Raw genomic sequence first — 21151 nt, forward strand, 5'->3', positions numbered from 1 at the left:
TATAGTCATCTTTCTTAAAAGAGAAGATGGCTTATTTTAATGCCTTAATTTAAAAGCATGAAATTCGTGAATCGTCGTCATACATTTTATAATAAAAGTAAGATAATACTAAAAGTGAAAGTGTGGTGAAATAATGGAAGAAAGAAGAATTATTCACATTGACATGGATTACTTTTTTGCGCAAGTTGAAATGAGAGATAATCCGAAACTAAAAGGGAAACCAGTAATTGTTGGAGGAAAGGCAAGTAACAGAGGGGTCGTTTCTACTGCATCTTATGAAGCTAGAAAATATGGTGTGCATTCTGCCATGCCCATGTCACAAGCACATAAACTATGTCCTAATGGTTATTATGTAACGAGTCGCTTTGATGCTTATAGGGAAGCTTCTAAGAAAATTATGGACATATTTCGCAGTTATACTGAAATTGTAGAGCCCTTATCTTTAGATGAAGCTTATTTAGATATTACACATTTAGTGAGACCTGATCTACCAGCTTCTAAAATAGCTAATTTTATACGAAGAGATATATTAGAACAAACTGAATTAACAGCGTCTGCGGGGGTATCTTATAATAAATTTTTAGCGAAATTGGCAAGTGGCATGAATAAGCCTAATGGCCTCACAGTAATAGATTATAATAATGTACATGACATTTTAATGAATTTGGATATTGGTGAATTTCCAGGTGTTGGAAAAGCATCGGAAAAGGTCATGCATGATAATCAAATTTTTAATGGTCAAGACTTATACAATAAGGATGAATTTGAATTAATACGTTTGTTTGGAAAAAGAGGGAGGGGTTTATACAATAAAGTAAGAGGTATTGACCATAATGAGGTAAAATCGACCCGAATACGAAAATCTGTAGGAACAGAACGTACTTTTGCAACAGATGTTAATGATGATGATGAGATTTTAAGAAAGGTTTGGGAATTATCTGGAAAAACGGCGGAAAGATTAAATAAGTTACAAAAATCAGGTAAAACTGTGACGGTGAAAATTAAAACCTATCAATTTGAGACGTTATCAAAGCAAACCAGTTTAAGGGATCCTGTTAATTCAGAAACAGATATTTATAATATTGCCTATTCACTTTATACTGATTTGAAAGATCCTGATGTACCTATACGATTAATAGGTGTTACAGTAGGTAACCTAGAGCAATCAGCATATCGCAATATGACTATATATGATTTTATATAAAAGGCTAGTAATGTAAGATAATGTCTACATTATTAGCCTTTATCTTTTAAATCTTTACCATAGATATTGAGCATGCTTGGTAAATCATCATAATGTTTTAATAATCTAAAGGTGATCATTGCACAAGCTTTCGCATCATTCAACGCGTCATGATGCCCATGGAAATCAAGTTGATAATAGTCCATCATGTGTTTTAAGCCATAGCGATGTGATTGTACTGTTCTTTTTGCTAATTGATATGAACAAAAATAAGTAAGATGAGGTGTTTCTAACCCTATGGCTTGAATACTTTGATGGAGTACATTCATATCAAATGCAGCATTATGCGCCACGACTGGAAGTTGATCGATAAACTGCATCATATAGGGATATACATATGAAAAATTTGGAGAGGATGCTACATCTTCTGGATGTATACCATGTACACTAATATTTTGTTCAGAAAAATAATCATTTGGATTGACTAGAGTATGGAAGGATTCTGTAATTTGATTTTCTATTACTTTAACCATACCTACTGAACATATGCTAGTACGTTTTCCATTAGCAGTTTCAAAGTCTAGTGCGACAAATGCATTCTCGCTCATTGTATCGCTCCTTTCTATCAAAGATCATAAAATATATTTTAATATATCAAAGCTATAATGGATAGTAAAAGGGAAAAGGTTAACATCTATAAACATTCTAATTAGGGAATGTGTTTTGAAAAATGATTTTTGAAATTTCACGAAAAAAACTGCCAATTAACTTATTAGGTTAATTGACAGTCCCTCTGTTGTTAATCAATGATTTAAAGAGTTATTTTAAATTATTCTTCGTCAAATGTACGAGTAGCTAATTCTTTTTCATATAAATATAGAGTATTACAGTCATCACCAATTCGATTTAAGTAATCGATATGAGTTTCGAACATTGATTCTTCTTCGACTTGTTCGTCTAAGAACCAGTTTAAGAATGAAATTGTAGCATAATCTTTATCTTTATGTGCGATTTCTGATAAATTGTAGAAACGTTTTGTTACATCTTGCTCTTGAGCTAGACCGTCTTTAAATGTTTCTAAAATAGAACTAAAATCTACTTTAGGTGCTGGTAATGCAGTAAATTTCGCATGTCCACCACGATCGTTAATATAATCATAGATTTTTTTGCCATGGTATCTTTCTTCTTTAGCTTGTTGAATGTAGAAGTTTGCAAATCCTTCGTATGATTGAGAATCGCAATAAGATGCCATTGCCATATATGCGTGAGCAGCAAAATACTCGTGATTCATTTGTTCATTTAATGCTTCTAATAATTCTTTGTTTAACATAATATTCACCTCATATGAAAATTTTCATTTTCTTTCTCTGTTGACTAAAATGAGTATAACAAACTTATTCTCATTCGTAAATAATAATTATTATAATCTGGAGTGCATTTTTATCTTTTTAATTGAGAATCTTTTTAGTTATACCCTCTGCATGTTATAATTATGCGAGTGAATAGTAATAGGGAGGAAACAAATGAGACAATGGACTGCAACCCATTTAGCGAAGTTAGCGCGCAAGGCAAGTAGAGCCGTGGGTAAAAATGGAACTGACTTACCAGGTCAAATCGCACGTAGAGTGGATCAAAATATATTAAGAAAATTATCAGAACAAGTTGATGATATTGTCTTCATAAGTGGTACAAACGGTAAAACAACAACATCTAACTTAATTGGACATACATTAAAGGCTAATCAAATTGATATTATTCATAACAATGAAGGTGCCAATATGGCAGCAGGTATTACATCTGCCTTCATTATGCAAACAACAAAGCAAACTAAAATCGCTATTATTGAAATAGATGAAGGATCGATACCGAGAGTACTTAAAGAAGTAACGCCATCTATGATGGTATTTACAAACTTCTTTAGAGACCAAATGGACCGTTTTGGTGAAATAGACATCATGGTAAATAATATTGCTAAATCAATTAGTGATAAAGGTATAAAACTATTATTAAACGCAGATGATCCATTTGTAAGTCGACTTAAAATAGCAAGTGAGACTCGTATTTACTATGGTATGAAAGCACATGCTCATGAATTTGAACAAAGTACAATGAATGAAAGTAGATATTGTCCAAATTGTGGTCGTTTACTTAAATATGATTACATACATTATAATCAAATTGGTCATTATCATTGTGAATGTGGCTTCAAACGTGAACAACCTAAATATGAAGTATCTTCCTTCGAAACATCACCGTTCCTAAAATTAAATATAGGAAATGCCACATTTAATATGAAAATTGCTGGTGATTTTAATGCATACAATGCGCTTGCAGCCTATACTGTGTTAAGAGAATTAGGATTAAATGATGCATCTATTCAAAAAGGATTTGAAACTTATACATCTGACAATGGCCGTATGCAGTATTTTTCTTTAAATCAAAAAGAAGCGATGATTAACTTAGCTAAAAATCCAGCAGGAATGAATGCAAGTTTATCAGTTGGCGAGCAATTAGAAGAACGTAAAGTATATGTTATTAGTTTAAATGATAATGCTGCAGATGGAAGAGATACGTCATGGATTTATGATGCAGACTTTGAAAAACTGAGTCATCAAGATATTGAAGCAATTATTGTTACAGGTAATCGTGCTGAAGAATTACAACTAAGATTAAAATTAGCTGAAGTGGATGTACCTGTAATTCTTGAAAGGGATATATATAAAGCAACTGCTAAAACAATAGACTTTACAGGGTTTACAGTAGCGATACCGAACTATACTTCATTATCACCGATGCTAGAACAATTGAATCGTTCTTTTGAAGGAGGACAATCATAATGAAGCACGAATTAACGATATATCATTTTATGTCCGATAAATTAAATTTATATAGTGATATTGGTAATATTATTGCCTTAAAAATAAGAGCCAAAAAAAGAAATATTAAAGTGAATGTGGTAGAAATTAATGAAACAGAGGGTGTAACATTTGATGATTGTGACATCTTCTTTATTGGCGGTGGCAGTGATCGTGAACAATCACTTGCTACAAAACAATTAAGTAAAATTAAAACTCCATTAAAAGAAGCTATTGAGGATGGAATGCCTGGTTTAACTATTTGTGGTGGATACCAATTTTTAGGAACTAAATATATTACACCAGATGGTACAGAATTAGATGGGTTAGGTATTTTAGATTTCTATACTGAATCTAGAGAAGATCGATTAACTGGTGATATCATTATCGAAAGTGATACGTTCGGAACAATTGTTGGTTTTGAGAATCACGGGGGAAGAACTTATCACCAATTTGGTACCCTAGGTCGAGTGACACATGGTTATGGTAATAATGATACGGATTGTAAAGAGGGTATCCACTATAAGAATTTACTAGGAACTTATCTACATGGTCCTATCTTACCTAAAAACCATGAAGTTACAGATTATTTATTAGAAAAAGCTTGTGAAAGAAAAGGTATACCATTTGAACCAAAAGAAATAGATAATACTGAAGAAGAAGCTGCCAAACAAGTTTTAATAGATCGTGCAAATAAAAGTAAATAATTTAAAAGAAGAGGTTGCGACTTTTATAACGAGTCGCAACCTCTTCTTTCTTATATTTGACATCACCTTAAGCATAACGATGATCTAATATTTTATAGATTAACAATATTTCATAAATAAGGTGACTTTTAATCTGATTTTGATCAAATTCTTCTAGCTGCTTCACTGATGATTTTAGTGTTGAAGCGGATTTTCGTTCACGTTTAAATGTACCATCACATAGAATTTGGCTAATACTTGTACTAATTTTTAGAATCGCCATTTTTTCTTCAGGTGTAAAGAATACGTGTGCATCTTTAGGTAAATAAATAATGTTCGCTAAATGGGTCATCAGTAATCGATTAGTATAAGCTCTATTCGTTAATTTATTTAGTTTTTTCCAATCATCAGCCTTGTTCTGATGATATGTGAGCTCATCACGTTGATACCCAGTTAGCATATCGATTTTCTGGTTTAAATTACTGATTTGAATAATCTTTTTATTACTTTTATCAGACTGAAATCGACCAAGTAACAATTCATGACATCGTTGATTAAATAATGCGTACATTTTTTCTTCAGAGTCATAAAGATGATCTTCTAACTGATTATAATATTTAGGTGGTAAAATCATAAAATTGACTAGACCTGCTGTAACTAATCCAATTAAGGCAGTTAATAAACGTGAAAAGAAGTTAAATACATAAGCTTCATGTATACCTGGTATCATTGCAACTGACGTTAATACTGCTACTGTCGTACCTACTTGCAAATTGAGTTTAGTACAAGCTAAAATCGTCAATGTTGCACTTAATGCATAAGCAAATGGCGATTGGTCGCCAAATATAAATGTAAATATAACTGCAAATAATGCGCCAATAACTGTAGCAGGTAAACGGTGATAGCCTTTTTTAATTGAGGCTTTAGCAGTAGGTTCTATTGTTACTATAGCAGTTAATATGGCAAATATTGGTGTGAGATTTAATAGCATACAAAAGACAGTTGTAAAAAATGTAGCTAAACCTGTCTTGATAGTGCGTGCACCAATGAGATTTTTATACCATTTTTCATTCAAAATGTTGTCCCCCTTGAAAAGGGAATTTTTAAAACGATTTACGCTTTTACAAATTCTCTTTCTTAATCAAACAAAATAAAGTCATTTCTATGCATTCATGTTTAGTATATCAAAAAATTTTTGCTATAATAAGATAGAATAATAAATAAAAAGGAACGGGATAAAAATGATTGTAAAAACAGATGAGGAATTACAAGCTTTAAAAGAAATTGGCTATATTTGTGCAAAAGTAAGAGACACAATGCAAGCTGAAACTAAACCAGGTATTACAACAAAAGAGTTAGACAATATTGCTAAAGTTTTATTCGAAGAACATGGTGCGATTTCAGCGCCAATTCATGATGAGAATTTTCCAGGTCAGACATGTATCAGTGTCAACGAAGAAGTGGCACATGGCATACCTGGAAAACGTGTGATTCGTGAAGGTGATTTAGTTAATATTGACGTTTCAGCATTGAAAAATGGGTATTATGCAGATACTGGCATTTCATTTGTGGTAGGTGAAGCAAGTGATCCAATGAAACAAAAAGTTTGTGACGTTGCAACAATGGCATTTGAAAATGCAATGGCTAAAGTAAAACCAGGTACAAAATTGAGTAATATTGGTAAAGCTGTGCATGCAACAGCACGTCAAAATGATTTAACAGTTATTAAGAATCTAACAGGTCATGGCGTTGGTCAATCATTACATGAAGCACCTAATCATGTCATGAACTACTATGATCCTAAAGATAAAACACTTTTAAAAGAAGGACTTGTTATTGCAGTAGAACCATTTATTTCATCTAAAGCAACATTTGTGACTGAAGGTAAAAATGAATGGGCATTTGAAACAAGAGATAAAAGCTATGTTGCACAAATAGAACATACTGTTATCGTTACCAAAGAGGGTCCTTTATTAACAACTAAAATTGAAGATTAAAGTATATTCTTCCTTTAGATAGTAAAGTTATTCATTTTACTTAGACTAAGACTAAAGGACTAACAAGATATGGTTCCGGAGCCTATTACTGATGGTTTCGGAATTGTTTTATAATAGAACCTAATCAAGGGCGAGGTGGTTCTATGAATTACATGGAGATTTACTTAAATAAAATATTTAAAACATCATTACGATACAATATTGATGATTATAAAATGAAATTAGACAAAAAATTGAAAGATATTGAAGAGTATATAGCTTATTTAAGTGAAAAGCGAATGCAACTCAAAAAGTTAATTGACAGTATTTCTTTAGCATTAGAAAATAAATATATAGATATCGCAGATTTATATAATATTAGATGTGCAGAAGAGGTACATGATAATGAAATTGCGTCATTAAGAAATAATTTAAATCAAATTGAAGCGTATTGTGCTCAAATTGAGTCTAAAATAAGTGAACAAGCAAAAGAGAAAATGACTATAGAAAAAGAATGTCATTTAATTCATTATATGAGTGCTGTGGCATAGAAAGGTGGCGAATCATGACACATAAATATATATCAACAGAATTGTTGATATTTTTTACAGCATTAATGATTATTGCTAATTTTTATTATATATTCTTTGAAAAAATAGGATTTTTACTCGTTTTACTTTTAGGATGTGTACTTGTCTATGTAGGATATATTTACTTTCATAAAGTACGAGGTTTGTTATCCTTTTGGATTGGTACTTTATTAATTGCATTCACCTTATTATCTAATAAATATACGATTATCATTTTGTTTATATTTTTATTGATATTAATTGTAAGGTACTTAATTTATAAATTTAAACCTTTAAAAGTAACAGCAACTGAAGAAGAAGTTACATCGCCAGCATTTATTAAGCAGAAATGGTTTGGTGAGCAACGTACACCAGTATATGTATATAAGTGGGAAGATGTTCAAATCCAACATGGAATTGGAGATATTCATATCGATTTGACTAAAGCCGCGAATATTAAAGATAACAATACTATTGTTGTGAGACATATATTAGGTAAAGTTCAAGTGATTGTGCCATTAAATTATAATATTAATATCCATGCTACTGCATTTTATGGTTCAGCAAATATAAATGAAAAATCATATAAGATAGAGAATAATAATATTCATGTTGAAGAGAAGACAAAAGAAGAAAATTATACGGTTAATGTCTATGTATCAACATTTATTGGTGACCTAGAGGTGATATATAGATGAATCACTATATAAGAGCTATTGGGTCAATGCTGATATTGATATATAGTATGTTAACGGCGTTCTTATTTATTGATAAAGTTTTTGTCAACATCATTTACTTTCAAGGAATGTTTTATACACAAATTTTCGGTATTCCAGTGTTCTTATTTTTAAATATTATAGTTATATTATTATGTATTATAGTTGGATCAGTTCTAGCATATAAAATTAATCAACAGAATGATTGGATTAAAACTCAAATTGAGCGATCAATTGAAGGGGAAACTGTTGGAATTAATGATCAAAATATTGAATTGTATAGCGAGACGTTAGAAATATATCATACACTTGTCCCGTTAAATCAAGAGTTACATCGATTAAGAATGAAAACACAAAATTTAACTAACGAAAATTACAATATGAATGATGTTAAAGTTAAAAAGATTATTGAAGATGAGCGACAACGCTTAGCTAGAGAATTACATGATTCTGTAAGCCAACAATTATTCGCTGCGAGTATGATGTTATCTGCAATAAAAGAAACACAGTTAGAACCACCATTAGATCAACAAATACCCGTACTTGAAAAGATGGTCCAAGATTCACAACTAGAGATGAGAGCATTGTTACTTCATTTAAGACCATTAGGATTAAAAGATAAATCATTAGGTGAAGGTATTAAAGATTTAGTCATTGACCTTCAAAAGAAAGTACCAATGAAAGTAGTGCATGAAATTCAAGAATTTAAAGTGCCAAAAGGAATTGAGGATCATTTATTCAGAATTACACAAGAAGCAATTTCAAATACATTGAGACATTCTAATGGCACAAGAGTAACGGTTGAATTATTTAATAAGCAAGATTATCTGCTTTTACGTATACAAGATAATGGTAAAGGTTTTAATGTAGATGAGAAACTTGAACAAAGTTATGGATTAAAGAATATGCGTGAACGTGCACTAGAAATTGGTGCTACCTTCCATATCGTATCGTTACCAGACTCTGGTACACGTATTGAAGTTAAAGCACCATTAAACAAGGAGGATTCGTATGGCGATTAAAGTATTATTTGTAGACGACCATGAGATGGTTAGAATAGGTATATCAAGTTACTTATCAACACAATCTGACATTGAAGTAGTGGGAGAAGGAGAGTCTGGGAAAGATGCAATTGCAAAGGCACACGAGTTACAACCAGATTTAATTCTAATGGACTTACTGATGGATGATATGGATGGTGTAGAAGCGACAACAGAAATAAAAAAGGATTTACCTCACATCAAAGTAGTAATGCTTACAAGTTTCATTGAAGATAAAGAAGTATATCGAGCTTTAGATGCTGGTGTAGATAGTTATATTTTAAAGACTACAAGTGCTAGTGATATCGCAGAAGCGGTTCGTAAAACATACAATGGTGAATCGGTGTTTGAACCAGAAGTATTAGTTAAAATGCGTAACAGAATGAAAAAACGCGCTGAGCTATATGAAATGTTAACAGAAAGAGAAATGGAAATTTTATTGTTAATTGCTAAAGGTTACTCCAATCAAGAGATTGCTAGTGCATCTCACATTACAATAAAAACAGTTAAAACACATGTAAGTAATATTCTAAGTAAATTAGAAGTTCAAGATAGAACACAAGCAGTCATTTATGCTTTCCAACATAACTTAATTCAATAATTATAAAAAGGCCAGGTGGATGATGTTTATCAATTCCACTTGGCCTTTAATTTTATGATTAAGAATGTTTATCTTCAGAATCATTATTTTTATTTTTATTAACAATTTTATCTTTCATTGTACTTTGATCTTCTTGATACTTGTCATTAGCATCTTTATCAATATTATAATCTTCATCTTTACCAATTTCACGATGATCATTATATTCATAAGTTGTATCTTCGTTGTAATGGTTTTGGTTGTTATCATCATGTTTCAATGCTGCTTCTTCTGGTGTTTCACCTTTAATTACATGACGTTGGTGAATAATCGCATTGATTTCTGCGCCTATAATAATGATGAAACTTGTTAAGTATAACCAAATTAATAAAATAATGATACCTGCGATACTACCATACGTTTTAGAATAGTTACCAAAGTTAGAAATATACCAACCAAATGCAAATGATCCTAGTAACCAAATGATAGAAGTAAAAATAGCACCTGGCAATACAGATAGGATTTTTGTTTTTACATTAGGTGCAACTGAATATAGCACAATAAATAAAACTAAAATGATGATAAGTGGTAATACCACTCTTATTAAATTGAATACCCATTTCACTTCAGAATCTAAGCCTAATGGCCCGAATAAGTAATGACTTATTGCAGAACCTAATGTTGGTAATGCCATTGCGATAGCAAATACAACACCCATTACTACTGTAAATACAACACTTAGAAGTTTTAGTAAAATACCGTTACGACTATCTTCAACATCGTAAGCAACGTTAAATGAGTTCATAATTGCTGTCATACCGTTTGAAGCTGACCAAATTGCTAAGATCAAACCGACAGATAGTAAGCCACCACTTGAGTTCTTCGTTACATCGCCAATAACACCTTTTATGATTGATGATGTTTCAGATGGTGCACTGCTTAACATGCTAGTAATTTGGCTTTGTTCAATATTAAAGAATGGTAACAATGTTAATAAGAAAATCAACATAGGGAACATCGCAAGAACGAAATGATAAGTCATTTGTGCTGCTAAACCTGAAGCATCATCTTTACCAATTCGATAAACTAAATATGAAAAGAAATTTGAATTCTTTGTATATTTAGCAGGTTTGTTTAATCTTGATAAGAAGAAAACTTGATTATCTTTCTTAGGTTCCTTAGATTGAAACTCCTGTGGTTCAATATATGTACGGTCTACTTTAATTTTATTATCACTATTTTTGTCATCCTTATGCTCTTCGTATTCTTTTGCAGAGTTAAGGAATTTGGAACTTGTTTTTTCTTTCTTTGACATAACAATCTCCTTTAGTCCTTTGACATCGAATTTTAATTTATGATTAGTTGTAAAGAAAGGGAGTGAGAAAGAACTCATTTGGAAATGAATTCTTAAACTCACCCCCGTATTAATGGAGTGGGACAATAATATTAGAAGTATTTCACTATTTTATATAGCTAGATTACTCATTGGCTATAAAGCCAATATTCAATAAAATTGCCCATTTGGCATTCCATTACTTACCAATACGTTCATTTTTTCTATTAACAAATGTGTCTTTAGCATCTTTAATAGAACGTTCTAATTCTGGATTGTTACGACGAATTTCTTCGATAACATCTTTCCAGTACATTACTTCATCTTTAATGCTACTCACTTTAGAAGGTTTTTGAGATTTTTTGCCTTCTTTAACATTAGAGAATGATTGTTTTAATGAATTACGAGTTGATTTATCAGCTAATGTTGCTGCGCCACCGATAACAGCGCCTAATAATACACCAGGAATGAATTTGTTTTCCATAATTTTTTACCCCTCTTTCAAATTTGCATCTTTTACGATGTAGTCAATTAAATGATCACAAGATGATTGTACCATTTTATATACACCTTCAAAATTGTTTGTGTAGTATGGATCTGGTACATCACTTTCTTCCATATTACTAAATTCTAACAGTTTGAACAATTGTCCTTGAATGTTAGGATTAATTGCTTTGATATTTTCTATATTACTTTGATCCATTGCAATAATATAGTCAAAATCATCTGTTGGTTCAAATAGCTCACTAATCATACCATCAAAAGGAATTTGATGTTCATTAAGAATCTTTTGAGTACCTTCATGTGGAGGTTCTCCTAAATTCCATTTTCCAGTGCCACGAGAATGTACTTGAACATCTTTAATGCCTCTGTCTTGAAGTCTTTGTCTCATGATAGCTTCAGCCATTGGAGAACGGCAAATATTTCCAAGACATACAAAAGCAACGTCTACCATATTGATTCCTCCAAACCATGTAATTATATCCCCATTTTAATGGTTCTTCAAACAATTAGAAAGTAAATTTTTTCAATTTCTATTAAAGTTCCATAAAGTATGTTAGTTTGATAGAATATGATTACTAATATAAAGAGGTGAGACGCGTGGCATTATCTAATGAAGAGATGATTACTGAGATTAGACAAAAATTAAATATTGTCAATAAAGCACTTATCGATCCAGATAAATTTAAAGAGGCAAATCATGATGAAATTAAAGAAATTCACCAATTTGTCACTTCAAAAGATTCTTTTTCACCTAGCGAAGTCACTGCAATTGCAGATGCACTAGGACAATTACGACAATAAGGGGGAACCTAAATGAGTAACTATCAAGACAAATTAAGACAATATGCACAGCTATTAGTTAGAGTAGGGATGAATGTCCAAGATAAGCAACCCGTATTTATTCGATCATCAGTTGAAGCATTGGAACTGACTCATTTAGTCGTTGAAGAGGCATACATTGCTGGTGCTTCAGATGTAAGAGTTGAGTATGCTGATCCACGTTTAAAACTATTAAAATTTGAACATGAATCTCTAGACCACTTTGAAAATAACGACGTTAAGTCATATGATGTTGAAGCTAGAATGGACTTTGTAAAAAGAGGGGCTGCAAATCTAGCAATTTTAACTGAAGATCCAGATTTATTAAGTGGTATCGATGCAAGTAAATTAAAAGCATATCAATTACAATATTCAAAAGCGTATAAAGGTTATATGGAAGCGAGTCAAAAGAATCAATTTCCATGGGTCGTAGCAGCATTTCCATCTAAAGCTTGGGCACAACGCGTTTATCCTGATAAATCAGTGGAAGACGCATATACAACTTTTGTTGATGAAGTGTTTGATATTGTACGAGTTGATGGTAACGATCCGATTCAAAATTGGCAATCTCATGTCAAGAATTTAAGTGTGCATGCTGATAAATTGCAGAAAAAACAATATAAAGCATTACACTATCTATCAGAAGGTACAGACTTAGTTGTTGGCTTACCAAAAGGACATATTTGGGAAGATGCGACTAGTTATGTCAATGGTGATCAACAGGCTTTTATTGCTAATATACCTACTGAAGAAGTATTCACTGCACCAGATAGAAACAACGTTAATGGATATGTGACAAATAAATTGCCTTTAAGTTTTAATGGTAATATTATTGATGGCTTTACATTGACATTCAAAGATGGAGAAATCATTGATTTTAAAGCAGATAAAGGTGAAGATGTGTTAAGAGACTTATTGGATACAGATGAAGGTGCTAAACGATTAGGTGAGGTTGCGTTAGTACCAGATGATTCACCAATTTCTAATCGTAATACAATCTTTTATAATACGTTATTTGATGAAAATGCATCTTGTCATCTAGCAATAGGTTCAGCATATGGGTTCAATATTGAAGGTGGGACAGAAATGACTACCGAAGAAAAAATTGCAAGTGGTTTAAATGATTCAAATGTGCATGAAGACTTTATGATTGGAAGTGCAGATTTAACTATTTATGGCATATTAGAAGATGATACAAAAGAACTCGTATTTGAAAATGGTAATTGGGCAAACTAAACATCATGTTATATAAAATATGAGGAGTCAAAATTCATTAAGAGATAGGAAGATATGAATGGCAAAACAACAAGTGACTAAAAAAGCAATGTCAGAATCTAAAAGTTTGAAGTCTAGACAAGTCTACCCACAAGATACAAATCATCATCATACAATGTTTGGTGGTACATTAATGGCTAATGTTGATGAAATTGCAGCAATTACTGCAATGAAACATGCTGGTAACTCAGTTGTTACAGCATCGACAGATTCTGTTGATTTTTTACTACCGATTAAAAATGGGGATATTTTATCATATGAAGCGATGGTTTCGTACACAGGTAGTAGTTCAATGGAGGTATGTGTACAAATTATTATTGAAGATGTGTTCGAAGGTGAACGAAAATTAGCTGCCCTCAGCTTTTTAACTTTCGTTGCATTGGACCAAAGTGGTAAACCAACACAAGTACCTCAAGTCTATCCAGAAGATAAAGTTGAAAAATGGTTCCATGAAACTGCGCCACAACGTGTGGCCCGTCGCAAAGAACGTCGTGATGAAAGCAAAAATACAATCGAGTATTTATCAAAAATCCAACATATTGAAAGATAATACTTAAATTAATTCATAATAAAAGTACCTCTATCTCAATGCATTGAAACACATTGAGATAGAGGTACTTTATTTTAAGCTATATCTGTTTTAAATTAAAATGCTATACAAATTAGGCGTTACGAGAAAATATGTTTAGCATGCATTGCTTTTTCATTTTCTCTGAAATCTGTATTAGGGTAGTACATATTTTTCACTAAAACATTGGGTCCTAAGCACTGATATTCAGCACAATGACAGTTGAGTGATTGTGCTAAATCAGAATTGAGCCATTGATTAAAAACATCAGTCAGTTTATCTTTTTGAATATTAGAGATAGTACCATTTTCATCACCAAAATCAGTAACAATGACATTACCTGTAAATACATTTACATTTAAACGGCTACGACCATCTGGGTCATTTCGCATCGTAACGTTTTTAGCATTTCTTAATCGTTGTAATAAAAGTTGGTCATTTTCGTCATTAATACATGGATAAATAGGTAATGTACCAAAAAGCATCCATGTATCTTCGTTTCTAATATCTAATAAATGATGTATTGCTTCTTTCATTTCTTTTAATGACAACACATTTAATGAACTAGCAAAGTCAGCAGGGTACATTGGATGTACTTCATGGCGACTACATTTCATATCGTTCACAATCTCTTGATGGATTTTATTTAAATAGGGTAAAGTACTTTGATTCAACATTGTTTCTGCGGAAACGAACATACCTTGCTCAGAGAGCGTGCTAGCGTTATCAAGCATTTGTTCATATAGTTTGAGTTTCGCTTTCAAAGGTGGTTGTTTTTTCATAGCACCGAATCCCACATCTGTAAATTCTTGGATAGTACCCCAGTTATGAGAAATATGCATCACATCGATATACTCAGCGATATCTAGATATCTATCTTGTGGCAATGTTAAATTTGAATTCATTTGAACGTAAATCCCACGCTGATGTGCATATTTTAATAATGGTTTAACAACATTTTTGATGGATTTTTTTGAGAACATGGGTTCGCCACCTGTAATTGATAACGTACGTAAATTTGGTATTTCATCTAATCTACGGTATATAATATCCATGGGTAAGGGTTCGGGGTCCTTTGTTTGAAGTGTATAACCAACCGCACAATGACTACATCTCATATTACATAAATTAGTAGTTGTAAACTCTATATTGCTTAAAGTAAGTTGCCCATTATCAATGACATCATTATAGGCTTCCCAAGGATCGTTATATATTGAAATAGGTTGTTTATTAGTTGTTAACATGATAATTACTCCTAAAAGAGGAGACGTTAGTATAAAATTAGATGTGAAAAAATGTAAATCATTAGTATGTATTTGTTCATTACAAAATATATGTATATCTAACTTTTACCAAGTCTTGCTCTTTAAATTTTGTAAAAAGTACAGTAAACATTATTAAGATTATATCCCTTTTTGTCAAATTCTGTTAGGATGATATTATCAAAAAAACAAATCAAAGGAGCGCTTATTTAATATGAGTGAACAACAAACGATTGACCAAATTAAAACACGATTAAACAAATTTATTGAAGATATTGATCACGTAAACCCTGATGAAGTACGCGTTGAAGACATTGATGAGTGGATTGGATTATTAGACCAATTAGAAGAAAAAGTGAAACAAGTTTCAAAATAATTATTAGGTAATTAATAATAGTGACACTTTAGTGACGATTATTTTTCAATTGTTAGATGATGTTTAAATTCACCTAAAAGAGTGAAAGTAATAAATATAATCGAACAATAGAAAGGTGATTACATTATGAGTAAAAAAGTAGCTATTATTTTAGCAGATGAATTTGAAGATATAGAATTAACAAGCCCTAAAGAAGCATTAGAAAATGCTGGCATTGAAACTGTTATTGTTGGAGATAACGAAAACCAAGAGGTTGTAGGTAAACATGGTGAAAAAGCAACAGTTCAAGTAAGTATTGCCGATGCTAAACCAGAAGATTACGATGGTTTATTAATACCAGGTGGATTTGCACCAGACCATTTACGTGGTGATGCAGAAGGTAGATACGGCACTTTTGCTAAATATTTCACAACAAATGATGTACCTGCTTTCGCAATTTGCCATGGTCCTCAAGTATTAATTGATACTGATGATTTAAATGGTAGAACATTAACAGCAGTATTAAATGTTCGAAAAGACCTATCTAATGCGGGTGCTCATGTTGTAGACGAATCAGTAGTTGTAGATAACAACATTGTAACGAGTCGTACACCAGATGATTTAGATGATTTTAACAGAGAAATTGTTAAACAACTAGAAGACTAATTTATGAGTTTAATAAGAGTTCACAAAAGCCTGTTGATTAATTTCAACAGGCTTTGTTTATAGAATTTAAATATTAATGATCAGAAGTTATAATCATTTTTTTGACAATTTTAAGTAAAAACGTATAGAATCAAGTACACCCTGGGACTGATTTTTAAGATAAAGTATAGCTAATCCTCTTAACTACTGGTAAACTCACATTATAACAGTGAGTTTAAGTAAAGGAGCAAATGCATGAAAAGAAGCGATAGATTTGCACAATCGAATGAAACGTATCAACAAGATATGCGTGAACCTCACTATAATACTTATTATCAACCAGTAGGAAAACCACCTAAAAAGAAAAAAAGTAAACGTATTTTTTTAAGAATTTTAATCATATTAACAATTATTATTGTTCTATTTTTAGGATTAATGTATTTTATGTCTTCTAGAGCTAATGTAGATGATTTAAAATCGATAGAAAATAAAAATGATTACGTTGCTGCTGATCAAATGCCTGAATATGTAAGAGGTGCATTTATTTCGTTAGAAGATGAACGATTTTATAAGCACCATGGATTTGATTTTAAGGGTACTTCGCGTGCATTATTTTCAACATTAAGTGATCATGATGTTCAAGGTGGTAGCACGATTACACAACAAGTTGTTAAAAATTATTATTACGATAATGAACGTTCATTTACAAGAAAATTAAAAGAATTATTTGTTGCACACAAAGTTGAGAAACAATATGATAAAAACCAAATACTAAGTTTTTATTTAAATAATATATATTTTGGTGATAATCAATATACGGTTGAAGGTGCAGCCAATCATTATTTCGGTGCAACTACTAACAAAAACAATCAAAACTTAAAGCAAATTAGTGTATTGCAAAGTGCTATATTAGCTAGTAAAGTCAATGCACCAAGTGTTTATAATATCGAAGATATGTCTGATAATTTTATAAATAGAGTTAAAACAAACTTAGAAAAGATGAAGCAACTTCATTATATTTCTGATGAACAATATGAAGAAGCAATGGCACAATTAGGTAACTAAAAAGTACCCTATCACGCGCAATATAAACTGACTCAATTACAGTAATGTGTAAATGATGTTCTAATATTGTGTAGTTGATAGGGTGTTTATTTTTTTGTAAAGCAATGGTTTTTAGATAATCATCAAACTATGTCATAATATGTAATATACAATACGCAAGTGGAGGTGTATGATGCCTAAAATCACTAAGTTAGAAGTTCAAAAGAAAAATAAAGAAAGATTTAATCTATATCTTGATAACGAGTTTGAAATGGGCATTGATATTGATACTTTAGTTAAATTTAATTTAAAGAAAGATCAAATACTAGAGCCCTCAGATATGGAACAAATACAAAAGCATGATCATTATCGTAGAGGTTTAAATGATGCAATTCAATTTCTATCATATCGAAAACGCACTGAAAAAGAAGTTAGACAGCATTTATTAAAAAACGAAGTTTCTGAAGGGGCAATTCAACAAGTCATAGATTATTGTTACCAAGAAAAACTAATAGACCATGATGACTATGCAGAAAGTTTAAAAAATACAATGATTAATACAACTGATAAAGGTCCTGAAATATATAAGCAAAAGTTGTATCAAGCTGGTATAGAACCTAATATCATTGACCAATATACAGAAATTTATTTAGAACAGCAGCCACTAGAGGATATAGTTAAAGTTGTGAATAAAGTAATACGAACTAAAAAAGGTCCGACGTCTAAGCTAAAACAAAAAGTCATGCAATCATTGATGCAAAAAGGGTATACGATGGAAAGAATTAAAGAAGCTATGGATGAATTAGATTTCACAGAAGACGAAGACCAACTTGATTATATGTTACAAACAGATTTAGAAAAAGTATATAACAAGCAACAAAGAAAATATGAAGGTCAACAAGTTATTAGAAAAACGATAGAAACGCTTATGAGAAAAGGCTATAAATATGATAAAATTAAATCTAAATTAGAAGAAAGTGGTATCGAACATGGAACAGAAGAAATTGAGTGAGATGTCTGAACAAGAATTAAGACATGAAATTCAAACATATAAAGAAAAAATGAGAAAAGCAGAAATGAACGGTATTTTAAATGAATATGACGTCTATCAAAGTAAAGTCATTGTAGCAGAAAGCTACCTTGTTGATCGTAACCAAATTGAGTTAGGCCGTATTTATCAATTAAATGATGGTAGTGATCAATATTTTAAAGTAGAAAGACTGAAAGGTATATTTGCTTGGGGCTTCAGAATTAAAAGTAGTGAACCCGAAGAAGGATTACCAATTGCATTATTAAAATTGTAGAAGGATGAAATAAAATGGGAAGTTCAATCGTTTTAAAGTTACTGAAAGTCACTCACTATTATAGAAACAAAAAAACTAAAAAATGGTACTTACCTTTTGGTTACGGCGCAGAAGACATTGATTTAAATAATATTTCACTACATATATACCAAGGAGAATCTTTAGGTATTATTGGAGAACCAGGTTCATCAAAAAGGCTAATAGGAAGGTTGTTATCCGGATCTATCGAACCAGATAAAGGTAAATTAGTACAACTGGATCATATATATTATGGAGATATCGAAGATAGACGCATGATTCATCAAACTGTTAAGGATTATGTCACTCATATCGTTGAACTATTTCCTTATCAAATATCAAATCATAAAGCAGATCAAGTTATACAATATGCTCATGTAAATGAGCAACAAGTTATTTCTAAAATGTCAAAACAGGAATTTGCGCAATTGTTATTAAGCGTGGCGAGATCATGCAAATCTAACATCATCATTTTAAATCATGTGCTTCAATATTTAGATGAAACATTTATGGATAGAGCAGTTGAACTATCTAATGAATACATAGATAATAATCAAACAATGGTCTTCATCGATGATGACATTGATAAAATAGAACAAGTAAGTAACTATATTACATGGGTTTCTCATGGTCAAATTCGTATGGAAGGCTCTGTTAATCAAGTTATTCCTACCTTTAAAGAGCATGAAAAAGATAGAAAAAGTATTGAATCAAAAGAAGAACTTGCATCATTTGATCTCGATTGGAAAAAAAGTAGAACAAGAATGCCAGAAATGACTTATAATTTTAAACGAATTGAACGATATAATCATGCGAAACCACCGGTATTCTTGGTAAGATTTTGGACTTTAATGGTTAGCTTTATTTTAGGTTTAGCACTAATGGGCATATTTATATTGAATAATTTAGGCATTGTTAACGTACCTGAAAATAACCAAGCTACACTTCAATCACAATCAAAAGATACATATGAGGATAAATTGGCTTACGGAATTGCATTAAAGGGCAGTAGTAAACTTTCTGGTTCAAGCAATTTAACTTTGCCCAAATACAGTGTCGTGACTATTGATGGTGAAAACAGTAAAAATTATCGTGTTGATGTTAGTGGTAAACGTTATACTATAGCTAAGAATCAATTAGAATACTTTAATCCAGCAGGTTTATATGAAAAACATAGTTTTAAAACATTGTCTCCATTTATTAAATCCAATTACAGTAAATATGTGGATTATTTTAACAGCCATTTACATAAAGACCATGATTCTGTGAAAAAATCACTAGTACCTGAAGATGATAATCGTTTTGTGGCTGATATTACATCACAACCGATTAAAATGCTATTTAATGATGAGAATCAATTAAATGGATTTGTCATTCCGATTGTTGATAAAAGCGAGCTCAAAGATAAGTTTAATATCAAAAAGGATATTTGGATTTGTAAATCAGGAGATGGTTACTTTATTGCTGATTTAAAAGATAATAAATGGATATATATTGAATTGTAGGTGTAAACATGATCGATAATATAATATTATATTTTAAAAACTTACCACATCTTTTAACATACACCATAAAAAGGATTAAAAGTTTATGGAAGTGGTTTACTTTAAGTTTTATAGTTGGCTTAGTGTTTATTTTAATAGCAGAACTATTTTTTAAATTTACAAATGCTACAGAAGTTATCCATGGCATTTGGTTATATAGACTATTAACACTATTTGCATTTATCTTTATCATGCTCACTTTATACGGTTGTTATAGATTATACGCTAAAGATTATTTAATTACGAAATCTTTTCATATTACACCAGTAACACCTACTGTAATTACCGCTATAGTTGGAAGTGTAGTTATATTTATACTAATGACTATCATTGCATTATTGAAACCTATAAACTATGAAAGTTCATTAATAGCTACGTTATACTTTGTATTTGTTGCTATAGTGCTTATAAGTTTATTGTCAGTGACATTTGGTCTATTGAAAATTCTTAATTATAAAATTGATAAATATTTCTATATCTTTTGTATAGTAGAATTTTTTATATTACCTATTATCTATATGCCAAAGACACACTTGTCACTTGTAGAACATTTATTAATGTTAAATCCTTTATATTATGTGGTTAATGGATTGGCGCAATCAGTGTTATTTGGAAATGTGAGCGTAGCAAACATTCCTTACCACCTATACATGGTATGTTTTATTGCGATCATTTCTATTATTAATTTTGCATTGTCACGTTATGTAGCTCATGCGAAATATAGAAATCAAAATATAAAATTACAAAAAGTAGTTCAATCTAATGATGAGAAAGAAAGCTTAAATGAAATAAATAAAAATGAAAAAGTAGAGACTAATCAAAAGAAATAACGAGAAAAATAGCCAAGGACTTGGAGATTGAAGTCATCCAAGTGC

General features: G+C 31.1%; 25 protein-coding genes. 18 read left to right on the forward strand and 7 right to left on the reverse strand.

The window, feature by feature from the left end:
- Nucleotides 1–133: 133 nt before the first annotated feature.
- Entirely contained in the window at nucleotides 134–1204 is a 1071-nt protein-coding gene (gene dinB, locus P7F85_RS04630; protein ID WP_002466110.1) for a DNA polymerase IV, read from the forward strand.
- A gap of 32 nt (nucleotides 1205–1236) precedes the next feature.
- Here dinB and P7F85_RS04635 read toward each other — a convergent pair whose 3' ends face one another.
- Entirely contained in the window at nucleotides 1237–1791 is a 555-nt protein-coding gene (locus P7F85_RS04635) for a 3'-5' exonuclease (RefSeq protein ID WP_002466136.1), read from the reverse strand.
- Nucleotides 1792–2012: 221 nt separating this feature from the next.
- Nucleotides 2013–2513 (reverse strand): H-type ferritin FtnA, encoded by a 501-nt coding sequence (gene ftnA, locus P7F85_RS04640; RefSeq protein WP_002466148.1) that lies wholly within the window; start codon nucleotides 2511–2513, stop codon nucleotides 2013–2015.
- Between the two features lie 193 nt (nucleotides 2514–2706).
- Between ftnA and P7F85_RS04645 the strand changes: the two genes are divergently transcribed.
- Nucleotides 2707–4020, forward strand: coding sequence for a lipid II isoglutaminyl synthase subunit MurT (locus P7F85_RS04645; protein ID WP_046464270.1), 1314 nt, complete (start codon nucleotides 2707–2709; stop codon nucleotides 4018–4020).
- On the forward strand, nucleotides 4020–4745 hold the full coding sequence (locus P7F85_RS04650) for a lipid II isoglutaminyl synthase subunit GatD (protein ID WP_002466154.1): 726 nt from the start codon (nucleotides 4020–4022) through the stop codon (nucleotides 4743–4745). The genes P7F85_RS04645 and P7F85_RS04650 overlap by 1 nt, the downstream gene beginning before the upstream one ends.
- Before the next feature lie 67 nt (nucleotides 4746–4812).
- On the opposite strand, the gene P7F85_RS04655 is transcribed toward P7F85_RS04650, so the two are convergent.
- Nucleotides 4813–5799, reverse strand: a complete 987-nt coding sequence (locus tag P7F85_RS04655) for an FUSC family protein (protein WP_031464159.1) — start codon at nucleotides 5797–5799, stop codon at nucleotides 4813–4815.
- Between the two features lie 166 nt (nucleotides 5800–5965).
- On the opposite strand from P7F85_RS04655, the gene map reads away from it, so the two are divergent.
- The 5 genes from map (at nucleotide 5966) to vraR (ending at nucleotide 9626) form a co-directional block, all read left to right on the forward strand.
- The gene (gene map, locus P7F85_RS04660; protein ID WP_002466104.1) at nucleotides 5966–6721 is read left to right on the forward strand and encodes a type I methionyl aminopeptidase; all 756 of its coding nucleotides are present in this window, start codon (nucleotides 5966–5968) and stop codon (nucleotides 6719–6721) included.
- 143 nt (nucleotides 6722–6864) lie between these two features.
- Complete coding sequence (locus P7F85_RS04665; RefSeq protein ID WP_002466133.1) at nucleotides 6865–7251, forward strand: DUF2543 family protein; 387 nt, start codon at nucleotides 6865–6867, stop codon at nucleotides 7249–7251.
- 14 nt (nucleotides 7252–7265) lie between these two features.
- Nucleotides 7266–7967: a cell wall-active antibiotics response protein VraT gene (gene vraT / locus P7F85_RS04670; protein ID WP_002466140.1), complete on the forward strand. Its 702-nt coding sequence runs from the start codon at nucleotides 7266–7268 to the stop codon at nucleotides 7965–7967.
- On the forward strand, nucleotides 7964–9007 hold the full coding sequence (vraS, locus tag P7F85_RS04675; RefSeq protein WP_002466111.1) for a sensor histidine kinase VraS: 1044 nt from the start codon (nucleotides 7964–7966) through the stop codon (nucleotides 9005–9007). Before vraT ends, vraS begins: the two co-directional genes overlap by 4 nt.
- Nucleotides 8997–9626, forward strand: a complete 630-nt coding sequence (gene vraR / locus P7F85_RS04680; RefSeq protein WP_002466112.1) for a response regulator transcription factor VraR — start codon at nucleotides 8997–8999, stop codon at nucleotides 9624–9626. Before vraS ends, vraR begins: the two co-directional genes overlap by 11 nt.
- A gap of 58 nt (nucleotides 9627–9684) precedes the next feature.
- Here vraR and P7F85_RS04685 read toward each other — a convergent pair whose 3' ends face one another.
- The 3 genes from P7F85_RS04685 to P7F85_RS04695 all read right to left on the reverse strand — a co-directional run bounded on the left by P7F85_RS04685 (nucleotide 9685) and on the right by P7F85_RS04695 (nucleotide 11893).
- The gene (locus P7F85_RS04685; RefSeq protein WP_002466159.1) at nucleotides 9685–10920 is read right to left on the reverse strand and encodes a YihY/virulence factor BrkB family protein; all 1236 of its coding nucleotides are present in this window, start codon (nucleotides 10918–10920) and stop codon (nucleotides 9685–9687) included.
- Nucleotides 10921–11137: 217 nt separating this feature from the next.
- A complete protein-coding gene (locus tag P7F85_RS04690; protein WP_002466132.1) occupies nucleotides 11138–11422 on the reverse strand; it encodes a YtxH domain-containing protein in 285 nt (94 codons plus the stop codon).
- Between the two features lie 6 nt (nucleotides 11423–11428).
- Nucleotides 11429–11893: a low molecular weight protein-tyrosine-phosphatase gene (locus P7F85_RS04695; protein ID WP_002466141.1), complete on the reverse strand. Its 465-nt coding sequence runs from the start codon at nucleotides 11891–11893 to the stop codon at nucleotides 11429–11431.
- Between the two features lie 146 nt (nucleotides 11894–12039).
- Between P7F85_RS04695 and P7F85_RS04700 the strand changes: the two genes are divergently transcribed.
- Genes P7F85_RS04700 through P7F85_RS04710 form a run of 3 tightly spaced genes read left to right on the forward strand, consistent with a single transcriptional unit; the run spans nucleotide 12040 to nucleotide 14086 of the window.
- Nucleotides 12040–12243 carry a DUF1128 domain-containing protein gene (locus P7F85_RS04700; RefSeq protein WP_002466135.1) on the forward strand — a complete coding sequence of 68 codons (204 nt, stop codon included), beginning with the start codon at nucleotides 12040–12042 and terminating at the stop codon, nucleotides 12241–12243.
- A gap of 12 nt (nucleotides 12244–12255) precedes the next feature.
- Nucleotides 12256–13497: an aminopeptidase gene (locus P7F85_RS04705; protein WP_002466147.1), complete on the forward strand. Its 1242-nt coding sequence runs from the start codon at nucleotides 12256–12258 to the stop codon at nucleotides 13495–13497.
- A gap of 58 nt (nucleotides 13498–13555) precedes the next feature.
- Nucleotides 13556–14086 (forward strand): acyl-CoA thioesterase, encoded by a 531-nt coding sequence (locus tag P7F85_RS04710; RefSeq protein WP_002452295.1) that lies wholly within the window; start codon nucleotides 13556–13558, stop codon nucleotides 14084–14086.
- 119 nt (nucleotides 14087–14205) lie between these two features.
- On the opposite strand, the gene yfkAB is transcribed toward P7F85_RS04710, so the two are convergent.
- The gene (gene yfkAB / locus P7F85_RS04715; RefSeq protein ID WP_002466151.1) at nucleotides 14206–15348 is read right to left on the reverse strand and encodes a radical SAM/CxCxxxxC motif protein YfkAB; all 1143 of its coding nucleotides are present in this window, start codon (nucleotides 15346–15348) and stop codon (nucleotides 14206–14208) included.
- A gap of 232 nt (nucleotides 15349–15580) precedes the next feature.
- On the opposite strand from yfkAB, the gene P7F85_RS04720 reads away from it, so the two are divergent.
- The 7 genes from P7F85_RS04720 (at nucleotide 15581) to P7F85_RS04750 (ending at nucleotide 21106) form a co-directional block, all read left to right on the forward strand.
- On the forward strand, nucleotides 15581–15742 hold the full coding sequence (locus tag P7F85_RS04720) for an SE1561 family protein (protein WP_001830395.1): 162 nt from the start codon (nucleotides 15581–15583) through the stop codon (nucleotides 15740–15742).
- Between the two features lie 126 nt (nucleotides 15743–15868).
- Nucleotides 15869–16387, forward strand: a complete 519-nt coding sequence (locus P7F85_RS04725; protein WP_015364861.1) for a type 1 glutamine amidotransferase domain-containing protein — start codon at nucleotides 15869–15871, stop codon at nucleotides 16385–16387.
- Nucleotides 16388–16621: 234 nt separating this feature from the next.
- A complete protein-coding gene (gene sgtB, locus P7F85_RS04730) occupies nucleotides 16622–17431 on the forward strand; it encodes a monofunctional peptidoglycan glycosyltransferase SgtB (protein ID WP_002466157.1) in 810 nt (269 codons plus the stop codon).
- 172 nt (nucleotides 17432–17603) lie between these two features.
- A complete protein-coding gene (recX, locus tag P7F85_RS04735; protein ID WP_002466116.1) occupies nucleotides 17604–18422 on the forward strand; it encodes a recombination regulator RecX in 819 nt (272 codons plus the stop codon).
- Complete coding sequence (locus P7F85_RS04740) at nucleotides 18400–18714, forward strand: YfhH family protein (protein WP_015364863.1); 315 nt, start codon at nucleotides 18400–18402, stop codon at nucleotides 18712–18714. Before recX ends, P7F85_RS04740 begins: the two co-directional genes overlap by 23 nt.
- Before the next feature lie 14 nt (nucleotides 18715–18728).
- Nucleotides 18729–20237: an ATP-binding cassette domain-containing protein gene (locus P7F85_RS04745; RefSeq protein WP_002466103.1), complete on the forward strand. Its 1509-nt coding sequence runs from the start codon at nucleotides 18729–18731 to the stop codon at nucleotides 20235–20237.
- A gap of 8 nt (nucleotides 20238–20245) precedes the next feature.
- Nucleotides 20246–21106 carry a hypothetical protein gene (locus P7F85_RS04750; protein WP_002466145.1) on the forward strand — a complete coding sequence of 287 codons (861 nt, stop codon included), beginning with the start codon at nucleotides 20246–20248 and terminating at the stop codon, nucleotides 21104–21106.
- The last annotated feature ends 45 nt before the right edge of the window (nucleotides 21107–21151 follow it).

It is taken from the genome of Staphylococcus sp. aM (genome assembly GCF_052975125.1).

What these genes read in the sequence shown, in the direction of transcription:
- P7F85_RS04685 (WP_002466159.1), bottom strand. Translation starts at nt 10,920, where the DNA reads ATGTCAAAGAAAGAAAAAACAAGTTCCAAATTCCTTAACTCTGCAAAA.
- vraT (WP_002466140.1), top strand. Translation starts at nt 7,266, where the DNA reads ATGACACATAAATATATATCAACAGAATTGTTGATATTTTTTACAGCA.
- dinB (WP_002466110.1), top strand. Translation starts at nt 134, where the DNA reads ATGGAAGAAAGAAGAATTATTCACATTGACATGGATTACTTTTTTGCG.
- P7F85_RS04650 (WP_002466154.1), top strand. Translation starts at nt 4,020, where the DNA reads ATGAAGCACGAATTAACGATATATCATTTTATGTCCGATAAATTAAAT.
- P7F85_RS04745 (WP_002466103.1), top strand. Translation starts at nt 18,729, where the DNA reads ATGGGAAGTTCAATCGTTTTAAAGTTACTGAAAGTCACTCACTATTAT.
- P7F85_RS04740 (WP_015364863.1), top strand. Translation starts at nt 18,400, where the DNA reads ATGGAACAGAAGAAATTGAGTGAGATGTCTGAACAAGAATTAAGACAT.
- vraS (WP_002466111.1), top strand. Translation starts at nt 7,964, where the DNA reads ATGAATCACTATATAAGAGCTATTGGGTCAATGCTGATATTGATATAT.
- P7F85_RS04705 (WP_002466147.1), top strand. Translation starts at nt 12,256, where the DNA reads ATGAGTAACTATCAAGACAAATTAAGACAATATGCACAGCTATTAGTT.
- P7F85_RS04720 (WP_001830395.1), top strand. Translation starts at nt 15,581, where the DNA reads ATGAGTGAACAACAAACGATTGACCAAATTAAAACACGATTAAACAAA.
- P7F85_RS04690 (WP_002466132.1), bottom strand. Translation starts at nt 11,422, where the DNA reads ATGGAAAACAAATTCATTCCTGGTGTATTATTAGGCGCTGTTATCGGT.
- P7F85_RS04725 (WP_015364861.1), top strand. Translation starts at nt 15,869, where the DNA reads ATGAGTAAAAAAGTAGCTATTATTTTAGCAGATGAATTTGAAGATATA.
- map (WP_002466104.1), top strand. Translation starts at nt 5,966, where the DNA reads ATGATTGTAAAAACAGATGAGGAATTACAAGCTTTAAAAGAAATTGGC.
- P7F85_RS04750 (WP_002466145.1), top strand. Translation starts at nt 20,246, where the DNA reads ATGATCGATAATATAATATTATATTTTAAAAACTTACCACATCTTTTA.
- sgtB (WP_002466157.1), top strand. Translation starts at nt 16,622, where the DNA reads ATGAAAAGAAGCGATAGATTTGCACAATCGAATGAAACGTATCAACAA.
- recX (WP_002466116.1), top strand. Translation starts at nt 17,604, where the DNA reads ATGCCTAAAATCACTAAGTTAGAAGTTCAAAAGAAAAATAAAGAAAGA.
- P7F85_RS04710 (WP_002452295.1), top strand. Translation starts at nt 13,556, where the DNA reads ATGGCAAAACAACAAGTGACTAAAAAAGCAATGTCAGAATCTAAAAGT.
- vraR (WP_002466112.1), top strand. Translation starts at nt 8,997, where the DNA reads ATGGCGATTAAAGTATTATTTGTAGACGACCATGAGATGGTTAGAATA.
- P7F85_RS04695 (WP_002466141.1), bottom strand. Translation starts at nt 11,893, where the DNA reads ATGGTAGACGTTGCTTTTGTATGTCTTGGAAATATTTGCCGTTCTCCA.
- ftnA (WP_002466148.1), bottom strand. Translation starts at nt 2,513, where the DNA reads ATGTTAAACAAAGAATTATTAGAAGCATTAAATGAACAAATGAATCAC.
- P7F85_RS04635 (WP_002466136.1), bottom strand. Translation starts at nt 1,791, where the DNA reads ATGAGCGAGAATGCATTTGTCGCACTAGACTTTGAAACTGCTAATGGA.
- P7F85_RS04665 (WP_002466133.1), top strand. Translation starts at nt 6,865, where the DNA reads ATGAATTACATGGAGATTTACTTAAATAAAATATTTAAAACATCATTA.
- yfkAB (WP_002466151.1), bottom strand. Translation starts at nt 15,348, where the DNA reads ATGTTAACAACTAATAAACAACCTATTTCAATATATAACGATCCTTGG.
- P7F85_RS04645 (WP_046464270.1), top strand. Translation starts at nt 2,707, where the DNA reads ATGAGACAATGGACTGCAACCCATTTAGCGAAGTTAGCGCGCAAGGCA.